Genomic DNA, 23,153 nt, shown 5'->3' with positions numbered 1-23,153 from the left:
ATAGCCTTGCCCAGTTTGCGGACGCGCAGAAAGGGTTGGAAGCCATGACGCGGGCAAGCGGCGCCGAAACTGCCCGCGAAGCGGTGCGCCACCTGGCCGACCATGCATCGATCATCATCTGGGAACTGGATGCCGAAGGCCGCTGCATTTACCTGAATCCGGCTTCCATGCAGGACGTGCCGACGCCGCTCGCGTTCGACATTGCCGACTGGTTCCGCTTCATCCATCCGGAAGACTTTCCCGAAGCACTGCGCATCTTCCAGGATGCCAGGGCCGCCCGGAAGGAATACCAGGTGGAATACCGCGTGCTGCGCAGCGACAGATCAACCCGCTGGTTCCTGGGCACCGGCGCGCCGCGTCTTGCCGCCGATGGCAGCCTCGCCGGCTACATCGGCACGATCATCGACATCACCGAGCGCCAGCAGTCCCGCGCCAGGCTGGCCCGCAGCGAGGCTGAACACCGGCTGCTCACGGAGAATGCGCACGACCTGATCTCCCACAGCGATGCCGACAATCGTTATCTCTATGCCTCGCCTTCCCACAAGGATGTCCTCGGCTACGAGCCGCAGGAACTCATCGGCACGCGCATTCTTGACTACCTGCATCCGGAAGACGTGGAAAGGATCCGCACGCAGCACGCGGGCCGGGAACGGCACTCCGGCCTGGACAATCTCCGCTTCCGGCACAAGAACGGCAGTTGGGTCTGGCTGGGCGCCCGGACCAGCACGATCAGGAATCCTCAGACCGGTGAGAGGACCGGGTTTGTCTCGGTTGCCCGGGACATCACTGCGCAACTGATGGCCGAACGCGAGCTGGCGCGGCGGGAGGAACGCTTCCGCAGCCTGACTTCCCTGTCTTCCGACTGGTACTGGGAAACTGATGCCGAACTGCGCTTCACCTTCCTGTCCGAAGGCATCCGGAACCGTCTCGGGCTGAATCCGCAGGAGCTGCTCGGACTCCGGTTCGAGGCCACGGTGACTGACCGTGAAGAACCCGGATTCGCCGCCTGTCTTGACTGCATGCAGAATCGGCAACCGTTCCGTGACGCCATTTACCCGGTCGAGCTGCTGACCCATCCGGGCATCGTCCGTTTCTTGCGCGTCTCGGGAGAGCCCTTCAGCGAGAACGGCGTCTTTTGCGGTTATCGGGGCATCACCCGCGATGTCACCCGGGAGGTCCGGCAGGCCAAGGAGCTCGAACGCCTGGCTACGCGCGACATCCTCACCGAATTGCCCAATCGGGCTCGGCTGGAAGCCCGTCTGAAACAGCGGCTCAACGACCGGCGGGGAGGCGTTGCGCAAGCCGTTTTCTTCATCGACCTCGACAATTTCAAGGAAGTCAACGATTCCCTCGGCCACCCGGCAGGCGATGCCTTGCTGAAGGAGATCGCCGGGCGGCTCAAGCGGTCCGTCCGGCCGGACGATATCGTGGCACGCCTGGGAGGCGACGAGTTCGTGATCGTGGCCGAATGCAAGTACGGCAGCACGTCCGCCGCCAGGATCGCCGAGAAGCTGTGCGCGGCGATCGAGGAGTCGGTGATGCTTGGCGGGCATGAAATCAATCCGCTCGCTTCCGTCGGCATCAGCCTGTCGCCGCAGGATGGCGACAGCTGCGAAAGCCTGCTGCAGAATGCGGACACGGCGCTGTACCGCGCCAAGGCGGCCGGCGGCAAGACCTACCGCTTCTATACCTTGGAAATGGGCGCGGCTTCCCGGCAGCGCATGATGCTGCAGGTAGCCTTGCGCCATGCGCTCGAGCGCAATGAATTCACCGTGCATTACCAGCCGCGGGTGGACCTCGCAACCCTGGAGATGACCGGCATGGAAGCGCTGCTGCGCTGGACCCATCCGGAAATGGGAGCAGTCTCCCCGGCGCAATTCATCCCGCTGGCCGAGGAATCCGGGCTGATCGAGGATATCGGCGAATGGGTGCTGCAGCAGGCAAGCAGCCAGGCCTGGGAGTGGATGGTGCGTTACGGTCGGGAGCTCCGGATCTCGGTCAACCTCTCGGCTCGTCAGTTGCGCAGCAAGAAGCTGGTCGCCTCCGTCCGGCAGGCGTTGCAAAAGAGCGGAATGCCGGCGCGGATGCTGGAGCTGGAACTGACGGAGACCGGCCTGATGGAAGATCCGGAACTGGCGGCAGATCTGCTGAAGGAGCTCAAGGCTCTCGGCCTGCACCTGTCGGTGGATGACTTCGGCACCGGTTATTCATCGCTTGCCTATCTGTGCCGCTTTCCGCTGGACTGCCTGAAGCTGGACCGCTCCTTCCTCCTGCAGCTGCATCCGGAAGACGTGAGCCCGCTGAAGCTGGCAGAAGCCATCATCAACCTGGCGCATACCCTGAACCTGTCGGTGGTGGCCGAAGGGGTGGAAACCCGCGAGCATCTCGACTTCCTGCGGGAAGCCCGGTGCGACGAGATCCAGGGCTTTTGCATCAGCAAGCCCTTGCCCGCCGGCGAATTCGAAACGCTGCTGCAAGGGGAAGCGCGCGCATTGCCGCTTCGCTTGAGCCATGAAGGCGCCTGACAGGATGGGCGCGCCGGTTCGTCAGGCAGTGCCGGGTAGCCCGGGGAGAAGGCGGCTCAGGAGCCGGCGCGCGTTCGGCATTTTGCAGCACAACCGGCGCAGGAGCGTCATTGCCTGCCTCGGCGGCTGCCTGCTCCTGATCGCCCTGTTGTGGGGCGGGACCGAATCCAGGCTGCGCGGGGAAAAGGCGGCGCTTCGGGAAGGCGCGTTCAGGCAGGCGGAATCGCTGTCCAAGGCCTATGCCAACCAGCTGGCGCGCACGGTCGAGCAGCTCGACTACGTAGCGCTGAACCTGAAATACTACTGGCAGAAATACCGCGGGGACTTGCACCTGGAGGAACAGCTGAGGCAGGGCTTGTACTCGAAAACGGCGCTGCTCCATGTCGGCATCATGGACCCCCGCGGAGAGCTGATCAGCAGTACCTTCGAGAGCGCGCAGCGGCTCAACATCGGGGACAGGGCATGGTTCCAGGAGCACAAGGCCGGCCGCGCCAGTGGCTTAGTCATCATTCCGCCCGAAAGAACTCCGCGCATCGGCAAGACCATCATCCGCTTCACCCGCCGGCTGGAAGCGTCCGATGGCAGGTTCGGCGGCATCATTTCGCTTGCGGTCGAGCCGGCTTACCTGGCTTCGTTCACCGATGAAGCCAGCCTGGGCAAGAACGACTTCCTCTCGGTCAGAATGAACAACGGCGCGTTGCTCGCCACGAAAATGGGTGAGACCGTGCGTGCGCATCCAAGGGTGTGGAGCGCGCCGCCGAAATTCGGGGCAAGCAAAGGCGTCATGCTCTTCCCGGAGGAAGCCTTCATCGACCGCAAGGCGCGCATCGTTGCCTGGCACGCATTGGACAACTATCCGCTGGTGTCGGTCGTCGGCCTGTCGGAGGAGGACGTCTTTGCGCAGTACGAAGCGATAGCCGGGGATTACCGCCGCTTTGCCCTCGCCGGCAGCGTCGGGCTGCTGTTCGTCGCATTGATCATCCTCTACGTGTCGTCCCGGCTCGCATGGCGCAAGCAGCAGGAAGATGAAGTCAAGAACACCTATCGCCTTGCGACCGATGGCGCGCGCGAAGGCTTTTACATGGTCCGCCCGGTGTACGGCAGGGATGACGAAGTCATCGATTTCCTGGTGGAGGATTGCAACGAACGCGGCGCTTCCTACTACGGCACGACCCGCACCGGCCTGATCGGCAGGCGGTTTGCCGATTTTTCATCGGGGCCCTACCTGGAACAGGTCCTGAACATCTTCCGGTGCGCGCTGGAAAACGGGTATCACGAAGACGAATTCAATGTCTCGCCGCAGAGCCCGCTGGAACCGACGTGGATCCACCGCAGGCTGGTGCGCTCCGGCGAAGGGCTGGCCGTCACCCTGCGCGACATTTCCGAGGCCAAGGCGCATGCGCAGGCACTCGACAGGATGGCCAATGCGGATTCCGTGACGACGCTGCCGAACCGCCACTGGCTGATGAATTACCTGCCGGGCGCGATCGACAAGGCAGAGGCAGGCAAGGCGATGCTGGCACTGCTGTTCGTCGACCTCGACGACTTCAAGAACATCAACGACACGCTCGGCCACGCCGCCGGCGACGGACTGCTGCGGGAAGTGGCGCTGCGGCTGAAATCGGTGGTCCGCCCGCAGGACAGCGTGGTGCGCCTGGGCGGTGACGAATTCAACATCGTGCTGGAGCGGGTCGAAGGCGAAGAGGATGTCGCCCGGGTGGCGCAGCGCATCATCAAGTCGTTTGCCGTGCCTTTCATCCTGCCGGGCGATCGCCGCCACATGGTGCAGGCCTCGGTCGGCATCAGCATCTATCCGCGAGATGGCGACAATGGCGAGACCCTGCTGAAGCATGCCGACGTCGCCATGTACGCGGCCAAGGCGAACGGCAAGGGGGGTTACGAGTTTTACCAGCCGCTGTTCTCGGAAAGGCTGATGGTGCGCCTGAACAAGGAGCAGGCGCTGCGCGAGGCGATCGAGCGCGACGAATTCGTGCTGCATTACCAGCCGCGGGTGGATACGCTGAGCGGCGAATTGCGCGGCATGGAAGCGCTGGTGCGCTGGATGCACCCGGAGCAGGGGCTGGTGCCGCCGCAGGAATTCATTCCCGTCGCCGAGGAAACCGGGCTGATCGTGAAGCTGGGCGAACTGGTCATCCGGAAGGCCTGCGCCCAGATCGCGCAATGGCAGGAACAGGGACTGCCGGTGGTGACGGTGTCGGTCAATGTCTCGCCGCGCCAGTTCAACGAAGGCGGGCTGAGCGACTTGTTCGCCTCATGCATGACTCGTCACGGCATCGCGCCATCCCTGATCGAAATCGAGATCACCGAATCCTGCATGATGGGCGAGGATGACAAGGTGACGGCGGAACTGGCTGCGATCGAAGCGCTAGGTTTCAAGCTCGCGGTCGACGACTTCGGCACCGGCTATTCCTCGCTGTCGCAGTTGCAGCGGCTGGACATGGATGTGCTGAAGGTGGACCGGGCATTCACCGCCCAGCTCGACAACGGCAGGGAAGGCGAAGTGTTCTTCATGGCCATCGTGTCGATGGCGCATGTGCTCGGCCTGCGCGTGGTGGCGGAAGGCGTCGAGACCATGGAGCAGCTGCGCATCCTGCAGGCGATTTCCTGCAACGAGATCCAGGGCTACCTGATCTCGCGGCCGCTGCCCGCAGACCAGATTCCCCGGCTTTTGCAGCAACGCTTCATCCTGCCTGCAGGCGCCGACCGGCAGGCACCTGAGCGAACCGCCTAGGTTTTTTTCAGGACGAATGCGCCGGCCCTGATTTCTTCGCGCGCATGCCGGACCACGGACACGGCGGCGCTCACTCCCAGGCTGCCCATGATGCCCGCCACCACGATGTCGGGCCAGCCCGAACCGGTACCGAACACGCCGAGCGCCGCCAGCATCACGGCAATATTGCCGATCGCATCATTGCGGGTGCACAGCCAGACCGATCGCATGTTGGCGTCGCCATTCCGGTAGGCATACAGCAGGGCGGCGACCGACAGGTTGGCGGCCAGGGCGAGCAAGCCGATCTTGCCCATGGTGGAAGCTTCCGGCACGGTGCCATACGTAAAATTCCAGGCCGCCGTGCCGAGGATGAACAGGCCGTAGCCGCCCATGCTCAGGCCCTTGACCAGGGCGGCACGCGAACGCCAGACCGGTGCCAGCGCCAGCACGAACAACGACAGGCCGTAGTTGGCCGCGTCGCCGAAAAAATCGAGTGCATCGGCCAGCAGCGAGACCGACCCGGCATGCCAGCCCGATATCAACTCCACGCCGAACATCCCGCCGTTGACGAGCAGGGCAATCCACAGGATGCGGCGATAGCGCGCATCCACTGGCGGTTTTTCCGGGGAACACCCTCCACTGCAGCAGGCAGACATGCATTTCTCCTTTCCGTTATAGTCGGCATTAAAAGCCCTGTAGCTGCTACAGGGTCAAGCGGAACATGGAAGGAGTGGCATGCCGTCTGGATTGAAGATCGGTGAACTTGGCGCCCGCACCGGTTGCAACATCGAAACGATTCGCTATTACGAGCGGGAAGGATTGCTGCCGGAACCGGCGCGCAGCGACGGCAATTACCGCCTGTACGGCAGCGAGCATGTCGAACGGCTCACATTCATTCGCCATTGCCGCTCGCTCGACATGACGCTGGATGAAATCCGCACCCTGCTCGCCTTCCGCGATGCACCGGAACAGAATTGCGGCGAAGTGAATGCACTGCTGGACGAGCATATCGGCCATGTCGAGGCGCGCATTGCCGAGCTGAAGTTGCTGGAAAAGCAGTTGAGGCGGCTGCGCTGCCTGTGCAGCCAAGCCCAGGCGGCGCGGGATTGCGGCATCCTGCAGGGGCTGGCGACGGAAGCCCCGGCGCTGCCCGACTCTCCCGCTGAAAAGTCCCATGTCGGCCACGTCCACGGCGTGGCCGGCCGGAAGCCGGTTTAACAGTCCGCGTTCCTGGGAAGTGTCACGGTAAACATCGTGCCGTCTGCCTCGTTCGAGCTGACTTCGACCGTGCCGCCATGGGCCATGACTACTTCGCGCACGATGTACAGTCCCAGCCCGAGGTTGGAATGCGCGCCGTACTTGTTATCCGGGCTTCTGGCGTAGCGCCGCAGCGGCTCGAAAAGATGCCCGAGTTCTTCTGCGGGGATGGGCTCGCCGGCGTTGTGGACGGTCAGCACTGCGCTGTCCTTCGAGCCGGCCAGGACGACGGAGACCGGTTCGGTAGGCGAGCCATGTTGCAGGGCATTGACGATCAGGTTGGAAAACACCTGGCTGATCCTGCCGCTGTCCCAATGTCCATCGAGATTGCCGGACGCTTTCAGCGCGATCTTTTTATCTGGATGGGCGGAGCGGATTTCCTCGACGATTCTTTCGCCGATCATGCCGAGATTGCCCGGCGTGGGCGAGATCGTCATGCCAAACCGCATGCGGGTGAAGTCAAGCAGGTTGTCGACCAGTTCTCCGATGCGCGCGCTGCTGTCGTAGATCCGCGATGCCACTCTGATGTTCAGGCTGTCCAGCGTCTCCGACCGCATCAGGACTTCGGCGCCGATGCTGATCGCGTTTAACGGAGTGCGGATGTCGTGCCCGAGCACGCCCAGGAAAATGTCCTGTGCCTGGCTGATCATTTTGGAATAGCGTGCCACCGATTCGGCAAGGGCCTGGTCCACCGCTTCATTGAAGCGGGTCATGTCTTCCAGCTCGAACCAGGTCGCCGTCTTGGTGCGGCGGGACCAGAGGTGCAACACGCTGGTGCGTAGCGCCCGGTATTCCGACACCAGCTGGTCGATGGTGAATCCGCATCTGAGGCGGGCTTCGGCATGGATTTCGGCAGCCGAGTCCTGGTCTTTCTTGGGAGCGCGCCCCTTCGACTTTTCAAGGCGTTGCTGCTCGGTTTGTTCGTTGCCGAGATCTTCCGCGATTTCGCGCAGCATTTCTTCTGCATGATCGCGCAGTTCGGCGAGGTTCAGGGTCCGGTTGACCAGTTGGATGGATCGGGCGAAATCATCCCATTCCTGGAGCAGCAGCTCCATGTTGGCGAGGATAAAGCTTGCCAGGCGCATAAATTTTTCAGCTTGGTTCGAAGTGCCTCGTTTTTATCGACAGGAGTACGAAGCGTTCCCTGCTGGCTGCACATGCGGCAGTTCCCAGACGGCAGCGAATGTACGTCCCTCGCAAGCTGGTCGTCTGTATGGTTTGTTACAGAGGCCTGCATTTATTTCCGTAACGGGTTCGGCAGCATTTGGCGGAAACCGAAAGTTCCTTTGGTCTCCCTCAAGCAGAGTGCAGGAATTCCAGTCGCGAGGTGCTGTCCCTGATCAGCACGGATGCAAAAAGAACATGAATTCATCGCAAAGAAGCAGCACACCGAATTGAACGTCCGCCTGTCGTTTTCCGGGCGGATTTATCAGGAGGAAAAGCCATGGCGGTTCCCGCATCGGCGCAGGAGTGCGCCAACCACCTGCTCTCCCGCTTGCCGGAGCAGGAGTACCAGGCATTGAAACCGCATCTCACCTGGGTTCCCACGCCCTTGAGGATGGTCCTGTTCGAGCGGGACAAGAAGATTGAGTATGTCTACTTTCCGCTCAGCGGCGCGCATTCCGTGCTGTCAATCATGGAAGGCGGGGCGATGGTCGAGGTGGGCAACTTTGGCAATGAAGGATTTTCGACCGTGGAAATCCTGACCGGCAGCGAGCTGGCGATCGAAACCACCATTTGCCAGATTCCGGGAGAAAGCCTGCGCATGGACGCAGCCAAATTCCGGGAAATCCTGAACGGGGAAAACGAGTTGCGCCGGCTGGTCTACCGCTACCTGCAGGCTTACCTCGCCCAGGTATCGCAATCGGTCGCCTGCAACCGGCTGCACAGCACGGAAGAGCGCTTCGCCCGCTGGATATTGATGAGCCATGATCGCGCGCCGGGAGACGAATTCCAGCTGACCCAGGAATTCCTGGCCGACATGCTGGGCGTGCATCGCCCCAGCGTCAGCCTGGTCGCACGGACATTTCAGCGAGCGGGCCTCCTGAAATATAACCGTGGCGTCGTGACCATTCTGGATCGGGCCGGCATCGAGGAAGCCTGCTGCGAATGCTATGGCGTGGTCAGGAAGCAGTTCGAGCGGACCATCGGCAAGAGTGTCAGTTAAGTCGGGCAAAAAGACTCGGCTTATGCCCGGCCATCAGCATTCCAGCCTGATTTGCCAGCCGCTCCTTGTCCCAGCCCCTGCCCAGCAGGATCATGCGCGTGTGCAGGTCCTCCAGGGTTTGCCGACTGACCTGACGGCCGAGATAACGCAGGTTCTTGTTGCGCAGATCGACATAAATCAAATCATGGCGCTTGCCCAGTGCATGCCATAGAAGGTTGGCGCCCATGGACTGGCGTGCCCCGGTGATCAGGCAGCGCCCGGCTTCCAGCCACCAGCGGTAGATCGTTGTCGCGATGCCGCGGCGTTGATACGCGGGAGCGTACTTGGAATGCGGCGCGCGCAGATGGGGATCGGTGCGGCGATTGACTTCGACCAGTCGATTCAACACGGTGTAGCCGGCCAGGCAGCGGCGTGCCGGGTCTTCGACATAGATGTAGTGCTCTCCGTCCGCCTCGCGATAGCGGAAGATCAGGCCCGGGAACTTGACGCAGACCACGGGAAGGCCGTGAAGCGCATCGCCGGGGCGATTCAGACGGCGATGCAGTGCGTCGAGTTCGCTTTCGAGCTCGGATGGCGGGTGCTCAACATCGATACGCAATTCTGCAGCACGAGGTTGCCAGGGAATGTATGGAAAGGGCATGACTAGACTGTGCAAGGCAATCTCCGGTCAGGGTTTCACGCAAATGAGTTTCGTTTGCCAGGGCGGCAAGAGCCCATCAGGCTGGACAAGTGCCGGTCCACCAGCCGCTCATCAGGCGTTCGGGCCTTGACCGGGCGCGTACCCGGGCGCTTGCTTCCCAGGCATCAAACTGAACGTCCAGTCCGGCGTAAATCCCGTAGCCGTCGCCCGACCGAATGTCTTCCTCCGCCTGCAGGCTTTCGCCAGCCTTGATGGCGCCGTGGGCAATGATGGATTTGCCCGCTCTGATGCCCCAGTTCGCTTCCAGGTGCCTGTGGGAGAGAATCGTCGCACCGGCTTCGATCCCATTGCCGGCGCAGATGCAGTCCAGGCTGGTGATCGATCCGCCGGCCCTGAGATTCTTGCCGCAGCGGATTGCGCCGTCGGCCTGTATGGTGCGGCCCGCCCGCACAATCGAATCGGCTTCGATACTGCCGCGCACTTCCAGCGTCCCGGCGAAGACAATGGCGTCGACATCGATCGAGTCGACGCTCAATACCGCATCGGTGGGGCCGAACTGCGTAAGGAGCCAGCAGGCATCATCGACCCGGCCAGCGCTTACCAGGGCATCCAGAAGAGGCTGATAGTCGCTGCCTTTTTCATAATTGCGGAGAAACCAGCGAAGGCCGGAGGAGCAGGGGCGCTTGGATTTGACGAAGTCTCGAGTGAGGTCCATGGCGATTCAGATGAGAGAAAGGAAAGCGGAGTGCGCCCGAATCAAGCTCGGCGTTCTGCGAGAGCGCTCAGTGCGGAAATGGGCGTCCCATGCGCGATTTCTGGCACGACCTGTCGGCGAGATCAATGGACAGCAGGCCGAAGCCCCGCATGGGCAAGCGGATGGAATCGAAGTCGGCAGGCGCTGGCTTGCCGTGTATGAGCGTGGGCATGAAATGCTCCCAAAAGCGCAACCAGACCCGAAAAAGGTATGGCTGCTATCGCGCCTGATTCAGGCCCGGCGATAGATGATTTGCGCTAATGAGAAGGGGAGGAGTATCGCCGGGCTCAGGAGTCTGCAGCCGGCTGGCAGACTCCCGCAGCGTCCGTCGGATGGAGCATGTGCGACAGCATGCCGGCCATCAGGGATTGGCCGGTTGCGGACATGCGGACGAGTTGATTGGGAATTGCCATGGCCGCAAATGTAGGTGATCCGATGAAGTCTGTCAATTCGCAACGCCCGGCAGCAGACTGGAGAAAACTGATGCGGGGCGAGGAGAGGAGCGGGGGACGCACTGCTTCCAGTTCAGACCCCGATGCACTGGAACTGTAGCGCCGTGGCTCGCATCTTCAAGATCGCGGTACGACAGTGTTGAAACGGCAAGTCCGGGCCGGCTGCCGCACGGCCCTGCAAACACTATCGGCACCGATACGAGCCACGCATGTCGTGGATTATTCCACCGTCACTGATTTCGCCAGGTTGCGCGGCTTGTCGACATCGGTGCCGCGCGCCAGTGCGGTGTGATACGCGAGCAGCTGCAGCGGGATCACGTGCAGGATCGGCGACAGCTTGCCATAGTGTTCCGGCAGGCGAATCACATGGACGCCTTCGCTGGACGTGATGTGCGAGTCGGCATCGGCGAACACGTACAGCTGGCCGCCGCGGGCGCGCACTTCCTGCATGTTCGACTTCAGCTTTTCGAGCAAGGCGTCATTCGGCGCCACCGTCACCACCGGCATTTCCTGCGTCACCAGTGCCAGCGGGCCGTGCTTCAACTCGCCGGCCGGATAGGCTTCGGCGTGGATGTAGGAAATCTCCTTCAGCTTCAGTGCGCCTTCGAGTGCGATCGGATAGTGCAGGCCGCGGCCGAGGAAGAGCGCATTTTCCTTGCGGGCGAATTCCTCGGACCAGGCGATGATCTGCGGCTCCAGCGCCAGCACTGCGGTGATCGCGGCCGGCAGGTGGCGCAGCTCCTTCAGGCAGCATGCTTCCTGTTCCTCGCTCAGGCGGCCGCGCACCTGCGCCAGCGCCAGCGTCAGCAGGAACAATGCGGCCAGTTGCGTGGTGAAGGCCTTGGTCGAAGCGACGCCGACCTCGACGCCAGCGCGGGTGATGTAGGACAGCATGCATTCGCGCACCATGGCGCTGGTGGCGACGTTGCAGATGGTGAGGGTGTTGACCATGTCCTTGGCGCGGGCATGCTTGAGGGCGGCCAGCGTGTCGGCCGTCTCGCCGCTTTGCGAGATGGTGACGACCAGCGCATTCGGATTCGGCACGCTGTCACGGTAGCGGTATTCGCTGGCGATCTCGACATTGACCGGGATTTGCGCGATTGACTCGATCCAGTATTTCGCGGTCAGCCCGGCATAGTAGCTGGTGCCGCAGGCAAGGATCAGCACCGAGTCGATCTTCTTGAAGACCTGGTAAGCCTTGTCGCCGAACAGTTCCGGCATGATCGCTGTCACGCCTTCGAGCGTATCGCCGATGGCGCGCGGCTGCTCGAAGATTTCCTTCTGCATGTAGTGACGGTAGGGTCCCAGCTCGGCGGCGCCGCTGTGCGCGTGCACGGTGCGCACTTCGCGCTCGGCCGGCCGGCCGTCGGCATCGACGATCCAGTAGCGCCGCAGCTGGAGGTCGACCACGTCGCCTTCTTCCAGATAGATGATCTGGTCGGTGGTGCCGGCCAGCGCCATCGCGTCCGACGCCAGGAAATTCTCCCCTTCGCCGACGCCGACGATCAGCGGCGAACCCTGGCGCGCACCGACCACCCGGTGCGGCTCGTCGCGGCAGAACACCGCGATCGCGTAGGCGCCGTGCAGGCGCTTGACGGCCTGCTGCACGGTGTCGAACAGGTCGCCGTTGTACATGTGGTCGACCAGGTGGGCGATCACCTCGGTGTCGGTCTGGCTCTCGAAGACATAGCCGGCCGCCTGCAGTTCGGCGCGCAGCTCGTCGTGGTTTTCGATGATGCCGTTGTGGACCAGTGCGATGCGTTCGCGCGAGAAGTGCGGATGGGCATTGTGCGAGGCCGGGGCGCCATGCGTGGCCCAACGCGTGTGGGCAATGCCGGTGAAGCCGGACAGCCCGGCCTTTTCGACCTGCATTTCCAGGTCGGCCACGCGCGAAGTGCTGCGCGAGCGCTGCAGCCGGCCGTCAACATGCAGCGCAACGCCGCAGGAGTCATAGCCGCGATATTCCAGCCGTTTCAGTCCTTGCAACAGGATGGGGGTGATATTGCGCTGCGCGACTGCGCCGACGATGCCACACATGGGAGCTCCTTGTTCGTTGATTCTGATTAACAGAGGGCTCTATCGTAGAAGAGCGGACGTGAAATAAGTTTGCGAAATTTCAGAGAAATTGAATTATTATTTCCATGCAATGAAAATGCGAAATACAATTTCAAAATCATAGGAACTTTGAAATTCAATTTCATGACAGAAACGGAATTGCTACTCGACGAACTGGATCGCCGCATTCTGAACGCCTTGCAGGAGGATGCATCGCAGACCAACAACGAGCTGGCGGCGAAGGTGCATGCTTCGCCGCCGACCTGCCTGCGACGGGTCAAGCGCCTGATCGATGCCGGCGTGATCGCCCGGCAGGTGGCGCTGGTCGCTCCGGACAAGGTGGGGGCGGGGCTGACTGCGATCGTGGAAATCACGCTCGACCATCAGGCGGCAGAGAAAATGACGGAATTCGAAGCGCTGGTGGCGAATGAACCGGCGGTGCTGCAGTGCTACCGCGTGTCGCCCGGCCCGGACTTCGTACTGGTGGTGCAGGTGGCCGACATGCCGGCCTATCATGCGCTGGCGCACCGGCTGTTCGCCTCGCATGCGAACGTGCGCAATGTGCGCAGCTTCTTTTCCATGCATCGCAGCAAGTTCGAAACGCGGATCGCGCTGTGACTCATTGAACATCGGCCAGAAACGAAGCGGGGCGCATCGAAATGCGCCCCGCAGGAAAAAGCAGCCAGGCCGGCCGGATTACTTCTTGATCTTCACCGGCCGCTGCCAGCCTTCGATCGTCACTTGCCTGGCGCGCGAAACGGTCAGCTTGCCGTCCGGTGCATCCTTGGTCAGGGTGGTGCCGGCACCCAGAGTCGCGCCCTTGCCGACACGCACAGGGGCGACCAGCTGGGTATCGCTGCCGATGAAGGCATCGTCTTCGATGATGGTGCGAAACTTGTTGGCGCCGTCATAGTTGCAGGTGATGGTGCCGGCGCCGATGTTGACGCGCGAGCCGACTGTCGCATCGCCGACATAGGCCAGGTGATTGGCCTTGCTTTTGGCGGCGATCTTGCTGTTCTTTACTTCGACGAAATTGCCGATGTGTACTTCTTCAGCCAGCTCCGTGCCCGGACGCAGGCGCGCGTAGGGGCCGATCTCGGCGTCGGCGCCGATAACGGCATCCTCGATGTGGCAGAAGGGCTTGATGCTGGCGCCCCTGGCGATGCGTGCATTCTTGATCACGCAGTTCGCCCCGATGGACACGCCGTCTTCCAGTTCCACCCGCCCTTCGAACACGCAGTTGACGTCAATGCTCACATCGCGTCCGCAGGACAGGCTGCCGCGCACATCGATGCGTTCCGGGTCGGCGAGGGTCACGCCCTGTTCGAGCAACGTGTCCGCGATGTTGCGCTGGTGGATGCGTTCGAGTTGCGCCAGCTGCACCTTGCTGTTGACGCCCAGCGTTTCCCATACCGCCTTTGGCTGGGCCGACACCACTGGCACGTCATCGGCAACGGCGCGCGCCACGATGTCGGTCAGGTAATACTCGCCCTGGGCATTGTCGTTCGACAGCGTCGCCAGCCATTTCTTCAGTTTCGCGGTGGGCGCCACCAGAATGCCGGTGTTGACTTCGCGGATGGCACGCTGCTCGGCGCTCGCATCCTTTTGCTCGACGATGCTCACGATCCTGCCGTCCTGACGCACGATCCGGCCATAACCGGTCGGGTCGTCGAGGTCGACGGTCAGGATTGCCAACTTATCCTTGCCGGCGCTGTCCAACAATTGCTGGAGCGAATTGCTTGTGGTCAACGGCACATCGCCATACAGCACCAGGGTCGGCACTTCCTCGTCCAGATGCGGGAGCGCCTGCATGACTGCATGTCCGGTACCCAGCTGGGGTTCCTGCTTGGCAAAGACGAGATCGGAAGCCTGCATCCGCTCGGGCACGATCTCGCCGCCATGGCCATAAATGACGCACAGGCGCGAAGGCGACAGGCCGCGGGCGGTATCGATGACATGCGAGAGCAGGGGCTTGCCAGCGAGAGGGTGGAGGACTTTCGGCAGCGCGGATTGCATGCGCTTTCCCATGCCGGCTGCAAGAATGACTACGTTCATAGGCAACGAATTGAAGTGGAGCAAAATTCTAACATGCGAGCCTACCGTACTTTTGCGTCGAGAGTATGCATTCTCATGATGATGTGCTGGCTGGCCGGCTGCAGCGCGCTCAAGCTTGGCTACAGCAATGGTGAGAGTGTCGCGTATTGGTGGTTGAACAGTTATATCGACTTCGAGCAGGACCAGCGGCCCATGGTCAAGCAGCATATTGCCGACTTTTTTGCCTGGCACCGCCAGAACCAGTTGCCGGAATATGCGCAGCTGGTGATGAGTGAGCAGAAGCGGCTCCCGCGCAATCTCACGCAGGCCGACGTGCTGGCCGATTACGAAGCTTTCCGCAAGCGCTTCATGTTATCGGTCGAACAAGCCCTGCCTTATTTCGCAGACCTGGCCTTGACGCTTCAGCCGCATCAGATTGCCAACATCGAAAAGAAATTCGCTTCCAACAACGAGGCTTATCGTAAGGACAATCTGCGTGGTGATCTTGAGGACCGTCAACTCAACCGCTACAAGAAAGTAATGAAACAGGCGGAATACTGGTTCGGCAATTTCTCCAGGGACCAGGAAAGGCAGATCCGTGCAGCATCCGACGCCCGCCCGCTGAACAATGAAGTGTGGATGGCCATCCGCGTGCGGCGGCAGCAGGATCTGCTGGCCGTACTGAGGAAGATTCAGCGGGAAAAGCCGAGCAGGAACGAAACGATTTCGCTGCTCAGGCGGTATGTCGACACCAATTTCGAACATTACGGCAATCCCGACCAAGTGCCGTTTCTCGATGCGTCCCGGGATGGCGCGGCGCGGATGGTGGCGCAGATCGTCAACATCGCCACCCCGGCGCAAAAGGAGCATGCCTATAAAAAGATGCAGCAGTGGATAGAGGATTGCCGCAGCCTGTCCGCGCCGAAGCATTAGACATTCGGCGCCCGGGCATGGACTTGCCGGGCACCGGGTTTATGCTTAATTGATCCGATTCAATCCGACAGGCCTTCAAACTTCACCACATTTGCCGGAGGCGCGCAGGGTTCTTCATCGAAAGCGATATCTCCATCGGGCACGGCTTCGCCAGTCTTCAGATCGGCAAAGTTGAACAGTTGGCGGTCCATCAGGTGCGAGGGGGTCACGGTCGACAGCGCGGAAAAGATGTTTTCGACGCGGCCCGGGAATTTCCTTTCCCATTCGCGCAGCATGGCCTTGATCTGCTTGCGCTGCAGGTTTTCCTGGCTGCCGCACAAGTCGCAGGGAATGATCGGAAATTGCTTGACCTCGGCATAGCGCGCCATGTCGGCTTCCTTTACGTAGGCCAGAGGGCGGATGACGATGTGCTTGCCGTCGTCGGATTGCAGCTTGGGCGGCATGCCCTTCAGCTTGGCGCCAAAGAACATGTTGAGGAAGAAGGTTTCCAGGATGTCATCGCGATGGTGGCCGAGGGCGATCTTGGTGGCGCCCAGTTCGCTCGCGACCCGGTACAAAATGCCGCGCCGCAGGCGGGAGCACAGGGCGCAGGTCGTCTTGCCTTCCGGGACCACACGCTTGACGATGCTGTAGGTATCCTGGTTTTCGATATGGAAGGGCACGCCGATCTTCGTCAGGTACTCCGGCAGGACATGGGCCGGGAAATTCGGCTGCTTCTGGTCGAGGTTGACGGCGATGATGTCGAATTTGATCGGCGCGCGTTCGCGCAGCGTGAGCAGAATATCCAGCAAGCCGTAGCTGTCCTTGCCGCCGGACAGGCAGACCATCACTCGGTCGCCATCCTCGATCATGTTGAAGTCGCCGATCGCCTGCCCGACCAGGCGGCACAGCCGCTTGTGCAGCTTGTTGTTTTCGTAAGCGATTTTTTCCGCCTTCTTCAGGCTGACGGCGGCGTTGTCCTGCGGCGCCACTTCCGTATCGCTCATCACGGTCTGAGAAGCAAAGTCGTTCATCGTCCTATCCTCATGCCTTGGTGTGGAACACTTCCACGCCGACGGATTGACAGTCCGGATAGACATCCGGTTTTTCGGTAGAGACGCGCACCGCGCGCACCTTGGGATGCGCGAGCATGGCGCGCGCCACGTCGTCGCACAGGGTTTCCTGCAGGTGAATGTGGCCTTGCGCCATGCGCCGCGCGATGGTGTCGCGCATGAAGTCATAGTCGACCACTTCGACCAGATGGTCTTCCTTCGGCGTCGATTCCGCCAGCGGAATGAACAGGTCGACATTGATCAGCACCCGCTGCTCGCCCTTCTTTTCGAATTCATGCACGCCGATGTTGATCAGCACTTCATAGTTGCGCAGGAACAGGCGACGGCAGTCGGACAGAGTGGGGTGCGAGAGAAAGGAAAGCATGTTTTCAAAAAGTCATTTTGCAAGGAACATCACGTCCCGCTGCAAGGGAATCAAATGCTGGCCGCCATCGACCAGCAGGGTGGTGCCGGTAATGGCCGGGCATTCTGCAACAAAACATACGCTCGCCGCCACATCTTCCGGCGTGCTGGAACGGCCAAGCGGCGTTTTTTTATGCGCCTTGGCGAATCCTTCGGCGCTTTGATTGCCGGATACCATCGTGATGCCGGGCGCGACACCCACCACCCGCACCTTTGGTGCCAGCGCCTGCGCCAGCATGGTTGTCGCAGTCTGCAACGCCGCCTTGGACAGGGTGTAGGACAGGAAATCCGGATTCAGGTTGAACAGCTTCTGGTCCAGCAGGTTCACCACGACGGCTTGCCCATCCTCCGGCGTCATTGCGTGCAAAGCTTGGGCCAGCAGAATCGGGGCAGCCAGGTTCGCATGCATGTGGGCATCCAGATTGGCGAGAGAGAAATCCGCAGCGCTGTCCTGTTCGAACAGGGAGGCATTGTTGACCACGCAGGAGATCGATGATGCACCCATCGTCCCCATGGCCTGCGGCAGCAGCGCCTTCACCGCAGATTCATCTGCCAAGTCGCACTGTACCGCCACGGCGCGACGCCCAAGGGCCCGGATCTCGCGCACGGTGGCTTCCGCCTCGGCCGCCGATTGCCGGTAATGCACGACGATGTCCCAGCCGCGCTGCGCCATGGCGAGCGCAATCGCGCGCCCGATGCGCCTGGCAGCGCCGGTGATCAGCGCAACTTTTTGCGTGTCTGTCGTCATGGTGCGTGCTTTCCGGCCGAAGCGGCGTAGATGCTCCGTACTTGCTGGACCGTTATGGGTGAATGCGCTTTCCGCCCCGAGGCGGATTTCAAAATACAATACCGGCTATGCAATTGCCCCAACCTACTCCCGACGCCCTGGCCGCGTCGCATGCGCTGCACAGGCTGATTGCCGATGACATTCGGCGCAATTCCGGCTGGATTTCCTTCGCCCGCTATATGGAACTGGTGCTGTATGCCCCTGGGCTGGGCTACTACAGCGGCGGGGCGGCGAAACTTGGTAAAGACGGAGATTTTACAACCGCGCCTGAAATCACGCCGCTTTTTGGCGCCGCACTGGCCCATGTCGCCGTCGATGTGATGCAGCAAACTGCGCCGCAGATACTCGAATTCGGCGCCGGCAGCGGTAAGCTCGCGCACGACCTCCTGACCGAACTGGCGGCAATGGGCATACAGCCCGATCGTTATTGCATCGTCGAACTGTCGGGCGAATTGCGTGCGCGGCAGGAACAGATGCTGCGCGACTTTCCGCAAGTCGTCTGGCTCGACCGGCTTCCCGAATCCTTTTCCGGCGTCGTGATCGGCAATGAAGTGCTGGATGCGATGCCGGTCCATCTCGTGCATAAAACCGGGCAGGGCTGGCGCGAGCGCGGCGTCGGCCTGTCCGCATCGGATGCCTTCGTGTTCGAAGACCGGCCGTGCGACGACGCACTCCTGAAGCAGATCCCGGATGCCGATGTCCTGCCGGACGGATACCTGACCGAAGTGCATCCGGTGGCGAGCGGCTTCATGCATTCCCTGGCAGCGATGCTGCGCAAAGGCCGTGAAGAGAGCGGCAAGGGCGCTGCCGCGATCCTGATCGATTACGGCTTCCCCGCGCATGAGTATTACCTCGACCAGCGCGCACAGGGCACGCTGATGTGCCATTACCGGCATCACGCCCATCCCGATCCGTTCTACCTGCCGGGACTGCAGGACATTACCGCGCATGTCGACTTCACTGCGACGGCGCGCGCCGCGCTGGAAGAAAGGACGGACCTGCTCGGCTACACCAGCCAGGCCTCCTTCCTTCTGGCTGCCGGCATCGGCGACCTGCTGTTGCGCGCTTCGCCGGCCGATCCGCTGCACTACCTGCCGCAGGCGAATGCCTTGCAAAAACTGATTTCGCCGGCGGAGATGGGTGAGCTGTTCAAGGTGCTGATCGTCGGCAGCGGCGTGCAACTGCCTGAAAAATTTGCGCGCAATGACCGCAGCCACAGGCTATGATGGCGGCCGGCGGCCCGAATGCAGATACGGCTTTGTGCATGCGCCGCTACCATCGAGGGATTTCGCAAGGCTCGCCATGATACGCTGGGTTCTGACCATTTTCGTTGCTCTGATCGTGTTCTCGGCGCTGCTGCCCTGGCTGCAAAAGCTGGGAATAGGGCGCTTGCCGGGCGACCTGCGCTTCAAGATCTTCGGCAAGGAATTCTTCCTGCCATTCGCTTCGACCCTGCTGCTGTCGATGCTGGTTGCCCTCGCGGGCCGTTTGCTGCATTGAGCCGGCATGCTGCCGTGTCGATTTCCGTGAAAGGCAATCCATGATCCGCTGGGCCGCCGTCATCTTCCTCGGCTTGATGATCTTTTATCCGCTCCTGCCCTGGCTCGACCGGCTCTTCGTCGGACGCCTGCCGGGCGACATCCGGTTCAGGCTGAGGGGCGTGATATTCTGCTTGCCCTTCGGCTCGACCGTGCTGTGGTCGGTGGTCGCTTTCGTGATCGCCGGCCTGACCCGCTGATTCCCACCACCGTTCCGCATGCAGCCCACGCTGGAACAACTTCGCGAGCGCTACGGCAGCCGCTACAAGTGGCTGGTGCTGATGACCGTCATGATCGGCAGCATGGCGTCGATCCTCTCATCGACCATCGTCAATGTCGCGGTACTCGACCTGAGCCGCGATTTCGCGCTCGGACAGGAGCGGGCGCAATGGGTGTCGGCGGGATTCATGCTGGCCATGACTTTGTCGATGCTGACGACACCCTGGCTGCTGCTGCGCTATGGCCTGCGCCGGACCTATACCGGCACTATCCTGCTGCTTCTGTCTGGCGGCCTGATCGGCGGGTTCAGTCTCAATTACCCGATGCTGCTGTCGATGCGGGTGGCGGAAGGCCTGGCCGCCGGCATCCTGCAACCGATTCCCGCGATCGTCATACTGCGCGCCTTTGAACCGCGCGAGCAGGGCAGGGCGATGGGCATCTTCGGCTTCGGCGTGGTGCTGGCGCCGGCGATCGGCCCGAGTGTCGGCGGCTTTTTGGTCGAGCAGTTCGGCTGGCGTTCGATTTTCTTCGTGGTAGTGCCGTTCTGCCTGGTGGTTCTGGCCCTGGTGCGGCGTCTGCTGCCTGTGAATTCTTCCATGATGGGAGAGGCCAGGCCGCTGGACTGGAAGGGCTTGCTGCTGGCAGGTGTGTGCACCCTCAGCCTGCTGAATGGCCTGGTGCATTTGCATGGGGATCTGGTGCCGGCAGCCATGATGCTGCTCGTCGGCGTGGCCAGCCTTGTCGTCTTTGTGCTGTACCAGATGCGTGCGAAGCATGGATTGATCAACATGGCACTGTTCCGCTACCGCCAGTTTGCAATGGGGGCGCTCGTCGCTTTCATCTACGGTGCCGGACTGTTCGGATCGACTTATCTGCTGCCGGTGTACATGCAGGTGGCGATGCATTACGCGCCTTCGCAAGCCGGCCTGGTTCTGCTGCCAGCCGGAATCGTGCTGGCACTGACGATTGTCTGGGCCGGCAGGCTGGCCGACAGATTCGCGCCGAACATCCTGGTGGTGATCGGATTGAGCCTGCTGGCGCTATCGTTCGCGCTGATGGGGCGGGGCTCTTCCGCTACCGGCTATGCCACCCTCATCCTGTGGGCTATCGTCGGCCGCATCGGCCTGGGTTTCGTGTTGCCGGCGCTGAGCCTCGGTGCCATGCGCGGCGTGGATGCCAGTCTGATTGCCCAGGGCGCGAGTACGATCAATTTCCTGCGCCAGTTAGGCGGTGCCATCGGCGTCGGTCTGGTCGGCATTATGCTGGAGTGGCGTCTCGCGGCGCATCACACTGGTCTGGCACAGGCGGAGCAGGAGGGCGGCGGCCGAGCGGCCGCGTTCAACGAGACTTTCCTGATGGTGGCGCTGATGTGTGCCGTTGCCGTGCTGGCAGCCTGGCGCATGCGGGCAGCACCGGCCAAGACTGGCTGATGCGAAGAGTTTCAGCTCGCTTCGAACAGGGCGTGCAATTTCTCGGGTGGCCGGCCCACCATGGCCCGCGCCTGGTACACCACGATAGGCCGCTGCAGCAGGCGTGGGTGCTGGGCGATGGCTTGCATCAGGGCTTCATCGTCCGCTTCGTCCAGGCTTAGCGCCGCATATTCTTCTTCGTTCTCACGCACCATGTCTCGTGCCGGCGTGCGGAGCTGGCGATGAAGCGCGGTCAGCTGGGCTGCGGTTAGAGGTGTTTTCAGGTAATCAACGACAGTCAGCGGCAAGCCCCGCTCCTGGGAAACTTGCTGCACCAGTTCGAGGGCTGCGCGCGACTTGGAACAGCGCGGGTTGTGATAAATGGTAATCATAACTTTCGGAAAAGGCTGACGAAACCGGGAATGACAGCAGAATAGCATTGATGCGCCAGTACCCCGTTAAGGCGGGGAATTGGCAGGTTGTCACATGCTGCGCCAACGGAGCTGCGCGGCTTGCTTCATTGAACCAGACAGGGCGACTTTGTGTCAGACAGGAAAACGTCGCCCGCAAGCCTGATCCGACGCAGCAACGTAATATCCGAAATTGGCGATGTCCCGAGCGGCGCGCCGCGTTGACCTTTTATACTTACGATCATGTCAGAGCCGCAACAGCCAGATTCCAACACGCCTAATTCTTCCTCCGTGCCAGCCCCAGAGCCTGCTGCATCAACCATCAGCCCATCAGGGGCTGGTGCTGCCCCTCCGCAGGGTGTTAGGCGCGAAGAAACGCCCTGGGGGCAGACATGGAGGATCGTTTCCGCCCGCTTTCGCTCGATTTCCGACAGGGCGGCGCGGCGTCTGACTCAGCGCACACTGAAAATCGGCATTTCGGCACGTATCTACCATCCCGAGCCTGGTGCTACGGGCTTGCGCAGCAAGACCCTGCAATACTTGGAAGAGTCGATCGCCCAGTGGGTCATGGCGCGCGATGTGATGGTATTCATGATCCCGACGGTCAACAACAATGGCTTGATCCATTCAAGCAGCATTCGCCTGCGGGATTATGCTAAGCATCTGGATGGATTGGTGTTGCAGGGCGGTGCTGACGTCTCCCCGCAAACCTATTCACAAGTGGCCACTCGACCCGAGTGGAGCGGCGACCGGGCGCGTGACGTCTATGAGCTCGAACTGTTGCATGAATTCATCGAGGCCGACAAGCCGGTGCTTGGCATCTGCCGGGGCTGTCAGCTGATCAATGTTGCCTTGGGTGGGACGCTCTACCAGGACATCGCATCGGATGTGCCCGCCGCAATCGAGCATGTAAGCGACTTGTACGATAGCCATTTCCATGAAATCCACTTCCCGGAGCGCTCCTCCCTCCGGTCCCTGTTCCCTGATCATTCCACGGCGCTGGTCAATTCGATTCACCACCAGGCCGTGAAGGATCTCGGCCGGGATCTCGTGGTAGAGGCCTATTCCGGTAGTGACAATATTGTCGAAGCAATCCGTTACCGCAAGGCAAGGTTCGTCATGGGACTGCAATGGCATCCGGAATTTCACCGTGCCGGCGGGGCGAAATTGCTCGACTGCACTCCCATCCTGGACGAATTTCTCGGCGCCGCCCGGGAGACCCGGTTCTGAATCTCTCCTAGAAGAAATTAACTGCCCAGACGGCAATACAACCGATTTTGTCGCCCCGCTGCTTGCCCGCTCTCGTTTCCCAAGAAAAATACTGTCCAATCGCATTTTCCGGTTGACAGGGTGAACTTGTTCTACTATAGTTTGGGGTTCCCTGCGGAGAGGTGGCCGAGTGGTTAATGGCAGCAGACTGTAAATCTGCCCTCTAACGAGTACGCTGGTTCGAATCCAGCCCTCTCCACCAAGTTTCTTGGTCGTTCAGGCGAGTGATTGTAGGGTGGATGGAAGTTACTTTTGCGGGTGTAGCTCAATGGTAGAGCTGAAGCCTTCCAAGCTTATGACGAGGGTTCGATTCCCTTCACCCGCTCCAGGTTTTTGAATTGGGTGATCCGCATTGCGGGTCGGCCAATATGCCCTTGTAGCTCAGTGGTAGAGCACTCCCTTGGTAAGGGAGAGGCCACGTGTTCAATCCACGTCAAGGGCACCATGGATTTATCAGTTGTTATCAAATAGTTAGACAGTCGGGCGCGTGCCTGGACATTCTCATCAAATAGTTAGGAG

The 23,153-nt window shown here is 61.3% G+C and carries 22 protein-coding genes and 3 tRNA genes; 14 read left to right on the top strand and 11 right to left on the bottom strand.

Annotation, left to right across the window (positions count from 1 at the left end; genetic code table 11):
* Window positions 1-44: 44 nt before the first annotated feature.
* Complete coding sequence (locus HGHM_RS20350) at window positions 45-2,525, top strand: sensor domain-containing protein (protein ID WP_019139759.1); 2,481 nt, start codon at window positions 45-47, stop codon at window positions 2,523-2,525.
* Window positions 2,512-5,277 (top strand): bifunctional diguanylate cyclase/phosphodiesterase, encoded by a 2,766-nt coding sequence (locus tag HGHM_RS20345; RefSeq protein ID WP_081583509.1) that lies wholly within the window; start codon window positions 2,512-2,514, stop codon window positions 5,275-5,277. Before HGHM_RS20350 ends, HGHM_RS20345 begins: the two co-directional genes overlap by 14 nt.
* Here HGHM_RS20345 and HGHM_RS01640 read toward each other — a convergent pair.
* The gene (locus HGHM_RS01640) at window positions 5,274-5,912 is read right to left on the bottom strand and encodes a cation transporter (protein WP_026075606.1); all 639 of its coding nucleotides are present in this window, start codon (window positions 5,910-5,912) and stop codon (window positions 5,274-5,276) included. The two genes, HGHM_RS20345 and HGHM_RS01640, sit on opposite strands and share 4 nt — an antisense overlap.
* Window positions 5,913-5,991: 79 nt before the next feature.
* Between HGHM_RS01640 and cadR the strand changes: the two genes are divergently transcribed.
* Window positions 5,992-6,474, top strand: coding sequence for a Cd(II)/Pb(II)-responsive transcriptional regulator (cadR, locus tag HGHM_RS01635; protein WP_019139756.1), 483 nt, complete (start codon window positions 5,992-5,994; stop codon window positions 6,472-6,474).
* On the opposite strand, the gene HGHM_RS01630 is transcribed toward cadR, so the two are convergent.
* On the bottom strand, window positions 6,471-7,598 hold the full coding sequence (locus HGHM_RS01630; protein WP_019139755.1) for a sensor histidine kinase: 1,128 nt from the start codon (window positions 7,596-7,598) through the stop codon (window positions 6,471-6,473). The two genes, cadR and HGHM_RS01630, sit on opposite strands and share 4 nt — an antisense overlap.
* A gap of 359 nt (window positions 7,599-7,957) precedes the next feature.
* Here HGHM_RS01630 and HGHM_RS01625 point away from each other — a divergent pair, with 359 nt between their 5' ends.
* Window positions 7,958-8,680 carry a Crp/Fnr family transcriptional regulator gene (locus HGHM_RS01625; RefSeq protein ID WP_019139754.1) on the top strand — a complete coding sequence of 241 codons (723 nt, stop codon included), beginning with the start codon at window positions 7,958-7,960 and terminating at the stop codon, window positions 8,678-8,680.
* On the opposite strand, the gene HGHM_RS20340 is transcribed toward HGHM_RS01625, so the two are convergent.
* The 4 genes from HGHM_RS20340 to glmS all read right to left on the bottom strand — a co-directional run bounded on the left by HGHM_RS20340 (window position 8,673) and on the right by glmS (window position 12,563).
* Window positions 8,673-9,320, bottom strand: a complete 648-nt coding sequence (locus tag HGHM_RS20340) for a hypothetical protein (RefSeq protein WP_034348354.1) — start codon at window positions 9,318-9,320, stop codon at window positions 8,673-8,675. The genes HGHM_RS01625 and HGHM_RS20340 overlap by 8 nt on opposite strands.
* A 76-nt stretch (window positions 9,321-9,396) precedes the next feature.
* Window positions 9,397-10,035, bottom strand: a complete 639-nt coding sequence (locus HGHM_RS01615) for a hypothetical protein (RefSeq protein WP_019139752.1) — start codon at window positions 10,033-10,035, stop codon at window positions 9,397-9,399.
* A gap of 67 nt (window positions 10,036-10,102) precedes the next feature.
* Window positions 10,103-10,246, bottom strand: coding sequence for a hypothetical protein (locus HGHM_RS22985; RefSeq protein ID WP_154652072.1), 144 nt, complete (start codon window positions 10,244-10,246; stop codon window positions 10,103-10,105).
* A 499-nt stretch (window positions 10,247-10,745) separates the two neighbouring features.
* On the bottom strand, window positions 10,746-12,563 hold the full coding sequence (gene glmS, locus HGHM_RS01600) for a glutamine--fructose-6-phosphate transaminase (isomerizing) (RefSeq protein ID WP_019139749.1): 1,818 nt from the start codon (window positions 12,561-12,563) through the stop codon (window positions 10,746-10,748).
* A 162-nt stretch (window positions 12,564-12,725) separates the two neighbouring features.
* Between glmS and HGHM_RS01595 the strand changes: the two genes are divergently transcribed.
* Complete coding sequence (locus HGHM_RS01595) at window positions 12,726-13,199, top strand: Lrp/AsnC family transcriptional regulator (protein ID WP_026075604.1); 474 nt, start codon at window positions 12,726-12,728, stop codon at window positions 13,197-13,199.
* 78 nt (window positions 13,200-13,277) lie between these two features.
* Here HGHM_RS01595 and glmU read toward each other — a convergent pair whose 3' ends face one another.
* A complete protein-coding gene (gene glmU, locus HGHM_RS01590) occupies window positions 13,278-14,636 on the bottom strand; it encodes a bifunctional UDP-N-acetylglucosamine diphosphorylase/glucosamine-1-phosphate N-acetyltransferase GlmU (RefSeq protein ID WP_019139747.1) in 1,359 nt (452 codons plus the stop codon).
* Between the two features lie 75 nt (window positions 14,637-14,711).
* Here glmU and HGHM_RS01585 point away from each other — a divergent pair, with 75 nt between their 5' ends.
* Window positions 14,712-15,548, top strand: a complete 837-nt coding sequence (locus HGHM_RS01585; RefSeq protein WP_019139746.1) for a DUF6279 family lipoprotein — start codon at window positions 14,712-14,714, stop codon at window positions 15,546-15,548.
* A 59-nt stretch (window positions 15,549-15,607) separates the two neighbouring features.
* Here the strand turns inward: HGHM_RS01585 and ttcA are convergent, their stop codons facing one another.
* From ttcA to HGHM_RS01570, 3 genes are read right to left on the bottom strand one after another with little or no spacing between them, the layout of a single operon-like run.
* Window positions 15,608-16,561 (bottom strand): tRNA 2-thiocytidine(32) synthetase TtcA, encoded by a 954-nt coding sequence (gene ttcA, locus HGHM_RS01580; protein ID WP_019139745.1) that lies wholly within the window; start codon window positions 16,559-16,561, stop codon window positions 15,608-15,610.
* Between the two features lie 10 nt (window positions 16,562-16,571).
* Complete coding sequence (locus HGHM_RS01575) at window positions 16,572-16,964, bottom strand: dihydroneopterin aldolase (RefSeq protein WP_019139744.1); 393 nt, start codon at window positions 16,962-16,964, stop codon at window positions 16,572-16,574.
* Window positions 16,965-16,976: 12 nt separating this feature from the next.
* A complete protein-coding gene (locus HGHM_RS01570; RefSeq protein ID WP_026075602.1) occupies window positions 16,977-17,750 on the bottom strand; it encodes an SDR family oxidoreductase in 774 nt (257 codons plus the stop codon).
* A gap of 107 nt (window positions 17,751-17,857) precedes the next feature.
* On the opposite strand from HGHM_RS01570, the gene HGHM_RS01565 reads away from it, so the two are divergent.
* From HGHM_RS01565 to HGHM_RS01550, 4 genes are all read left to right on the top strand, one after another.
* Window positions 17,858-19,015 carry a class I SAM-dependent methyltransferase gene (locus HGHM_RS01565; protein WP_019139742.1) on the top strand — a complete coding sequence of 386 codons (1,158 nt, stop codon included), beginning with the start codon at window positions 17,858-17,860 and terminating at the stop codon, window positions 19,013-19,015.
* A 76-nt stretch (window positions 19,016-19,091) separates the two neighbouring features.
* The gene (locus HGHM_RS01560; protein ID WP_026075601.1) at window positions 19,092-19,289 is read left to right on the top strand and encodes a DUF2905 domain-containing protein; all 198 of its coding nucleotides are present in this window, start codon (window positions 19,092-19,094) and stop codon (window positions 19,287-19,289) included.
* 40 nt (window positions 19,290-19,329) lie between these two features.
* A complete protein-coding gene (locus HGHM_RS01555) occupies window positions 19,330-19,527 on the top strand; it encodes a DUF2905 domain-containing protein (RefSeq protein ID WP_019139740.1) in 198 nt (65 codons plus the stop codon).
* An 18-nt stretch (window positions 19,528-19,545) separates the two neighbouring features.
* Complete coding sequence (locus HGHM_RS01550; protein WP_019139739.1) at window positions 19,546-20,976, top strand: DHA2 family efflux MFS transporter permease subunit; 1,431 nt, start codon at window positions 19,546-19,548, stop codon at window positions 20,974-20,976.
* An 11-nt stretch (window positions 20,977-20,987) separates the two neighbouring features.
* On the opposite strand, the gene arsC is transcribed toward HGHM_RS01550, so the two are convergent.
* The gene (arsC, locus tag HGHM_RS01545; protein WP_019139738.1) at window positions 20,988-21,347 is read right to left on the bottom strand and encodes an arsenate reductase (glutaredoxin); all 360 of its coding nucleotides are present in this window, start codon (window positions 21,345-21,347) and stop codon (window positions 20,988-20,990) included.
* Window positions 21,348-21,608: 261 nt separating this feature from the next.
* Between arsC and HGHM_RS01540 the strand changes: the two genes are divergently transcribed.
* From HGHM_RS01540 to HGHM_RS01525, 4 genes are all read left to right on the top strand, one after another.
* Window positions 21,609-22,595, top strand: a complete 987-nt coding sequence (locus tag HGHM_RS01540; protein WP_026075600.1) for a gamma-glutamyl-gamma-aminobutyrate hydrolase family protein — start codon at window positions 21,609-21,611, stop codon at window positions 22,593-22,595.
* A gap of 155 nt (window positions 22,596-22,750) precedes the next feature.
* Window positions 22,751-22,836: transfer RNA gene (locus HGHM_RS01535), tRNA-Tyr, on the top strand.
* Window positions 22,837-22,888: 52 nt separating this feature from the next.
* Window positions 22,889-22,962, top strand: a tRNA-Gly gene (locus HGHM_RS01530).
* Between the two features lie 42 nt (window positions 22,963-23,004).
* Window positions 23,005-23,079 (top strand) — tRNA-Thr (locus HGHM_RS01525).
* The last annotated feature ends 74 nt before the right edge of the window (window positions 23,080-23,153 follow it).

The sequence above is a fragment of the Noviherbaspirillum massiliense JC206 genome, assembly GCF_000312045.1.
In the GTDB taxonomy this organism is placed as follows: domain Bacteria; phylum Pseudomonadota; class Gammaproteobacteria; order Burkholderiales; family Burkholderiaceae_D; genus Noviherbaspirillum; species Noviherbaspirillum massiliense.
This window is presented reverse-complemented; position numbering and strand designations above follow the sequence as displayed.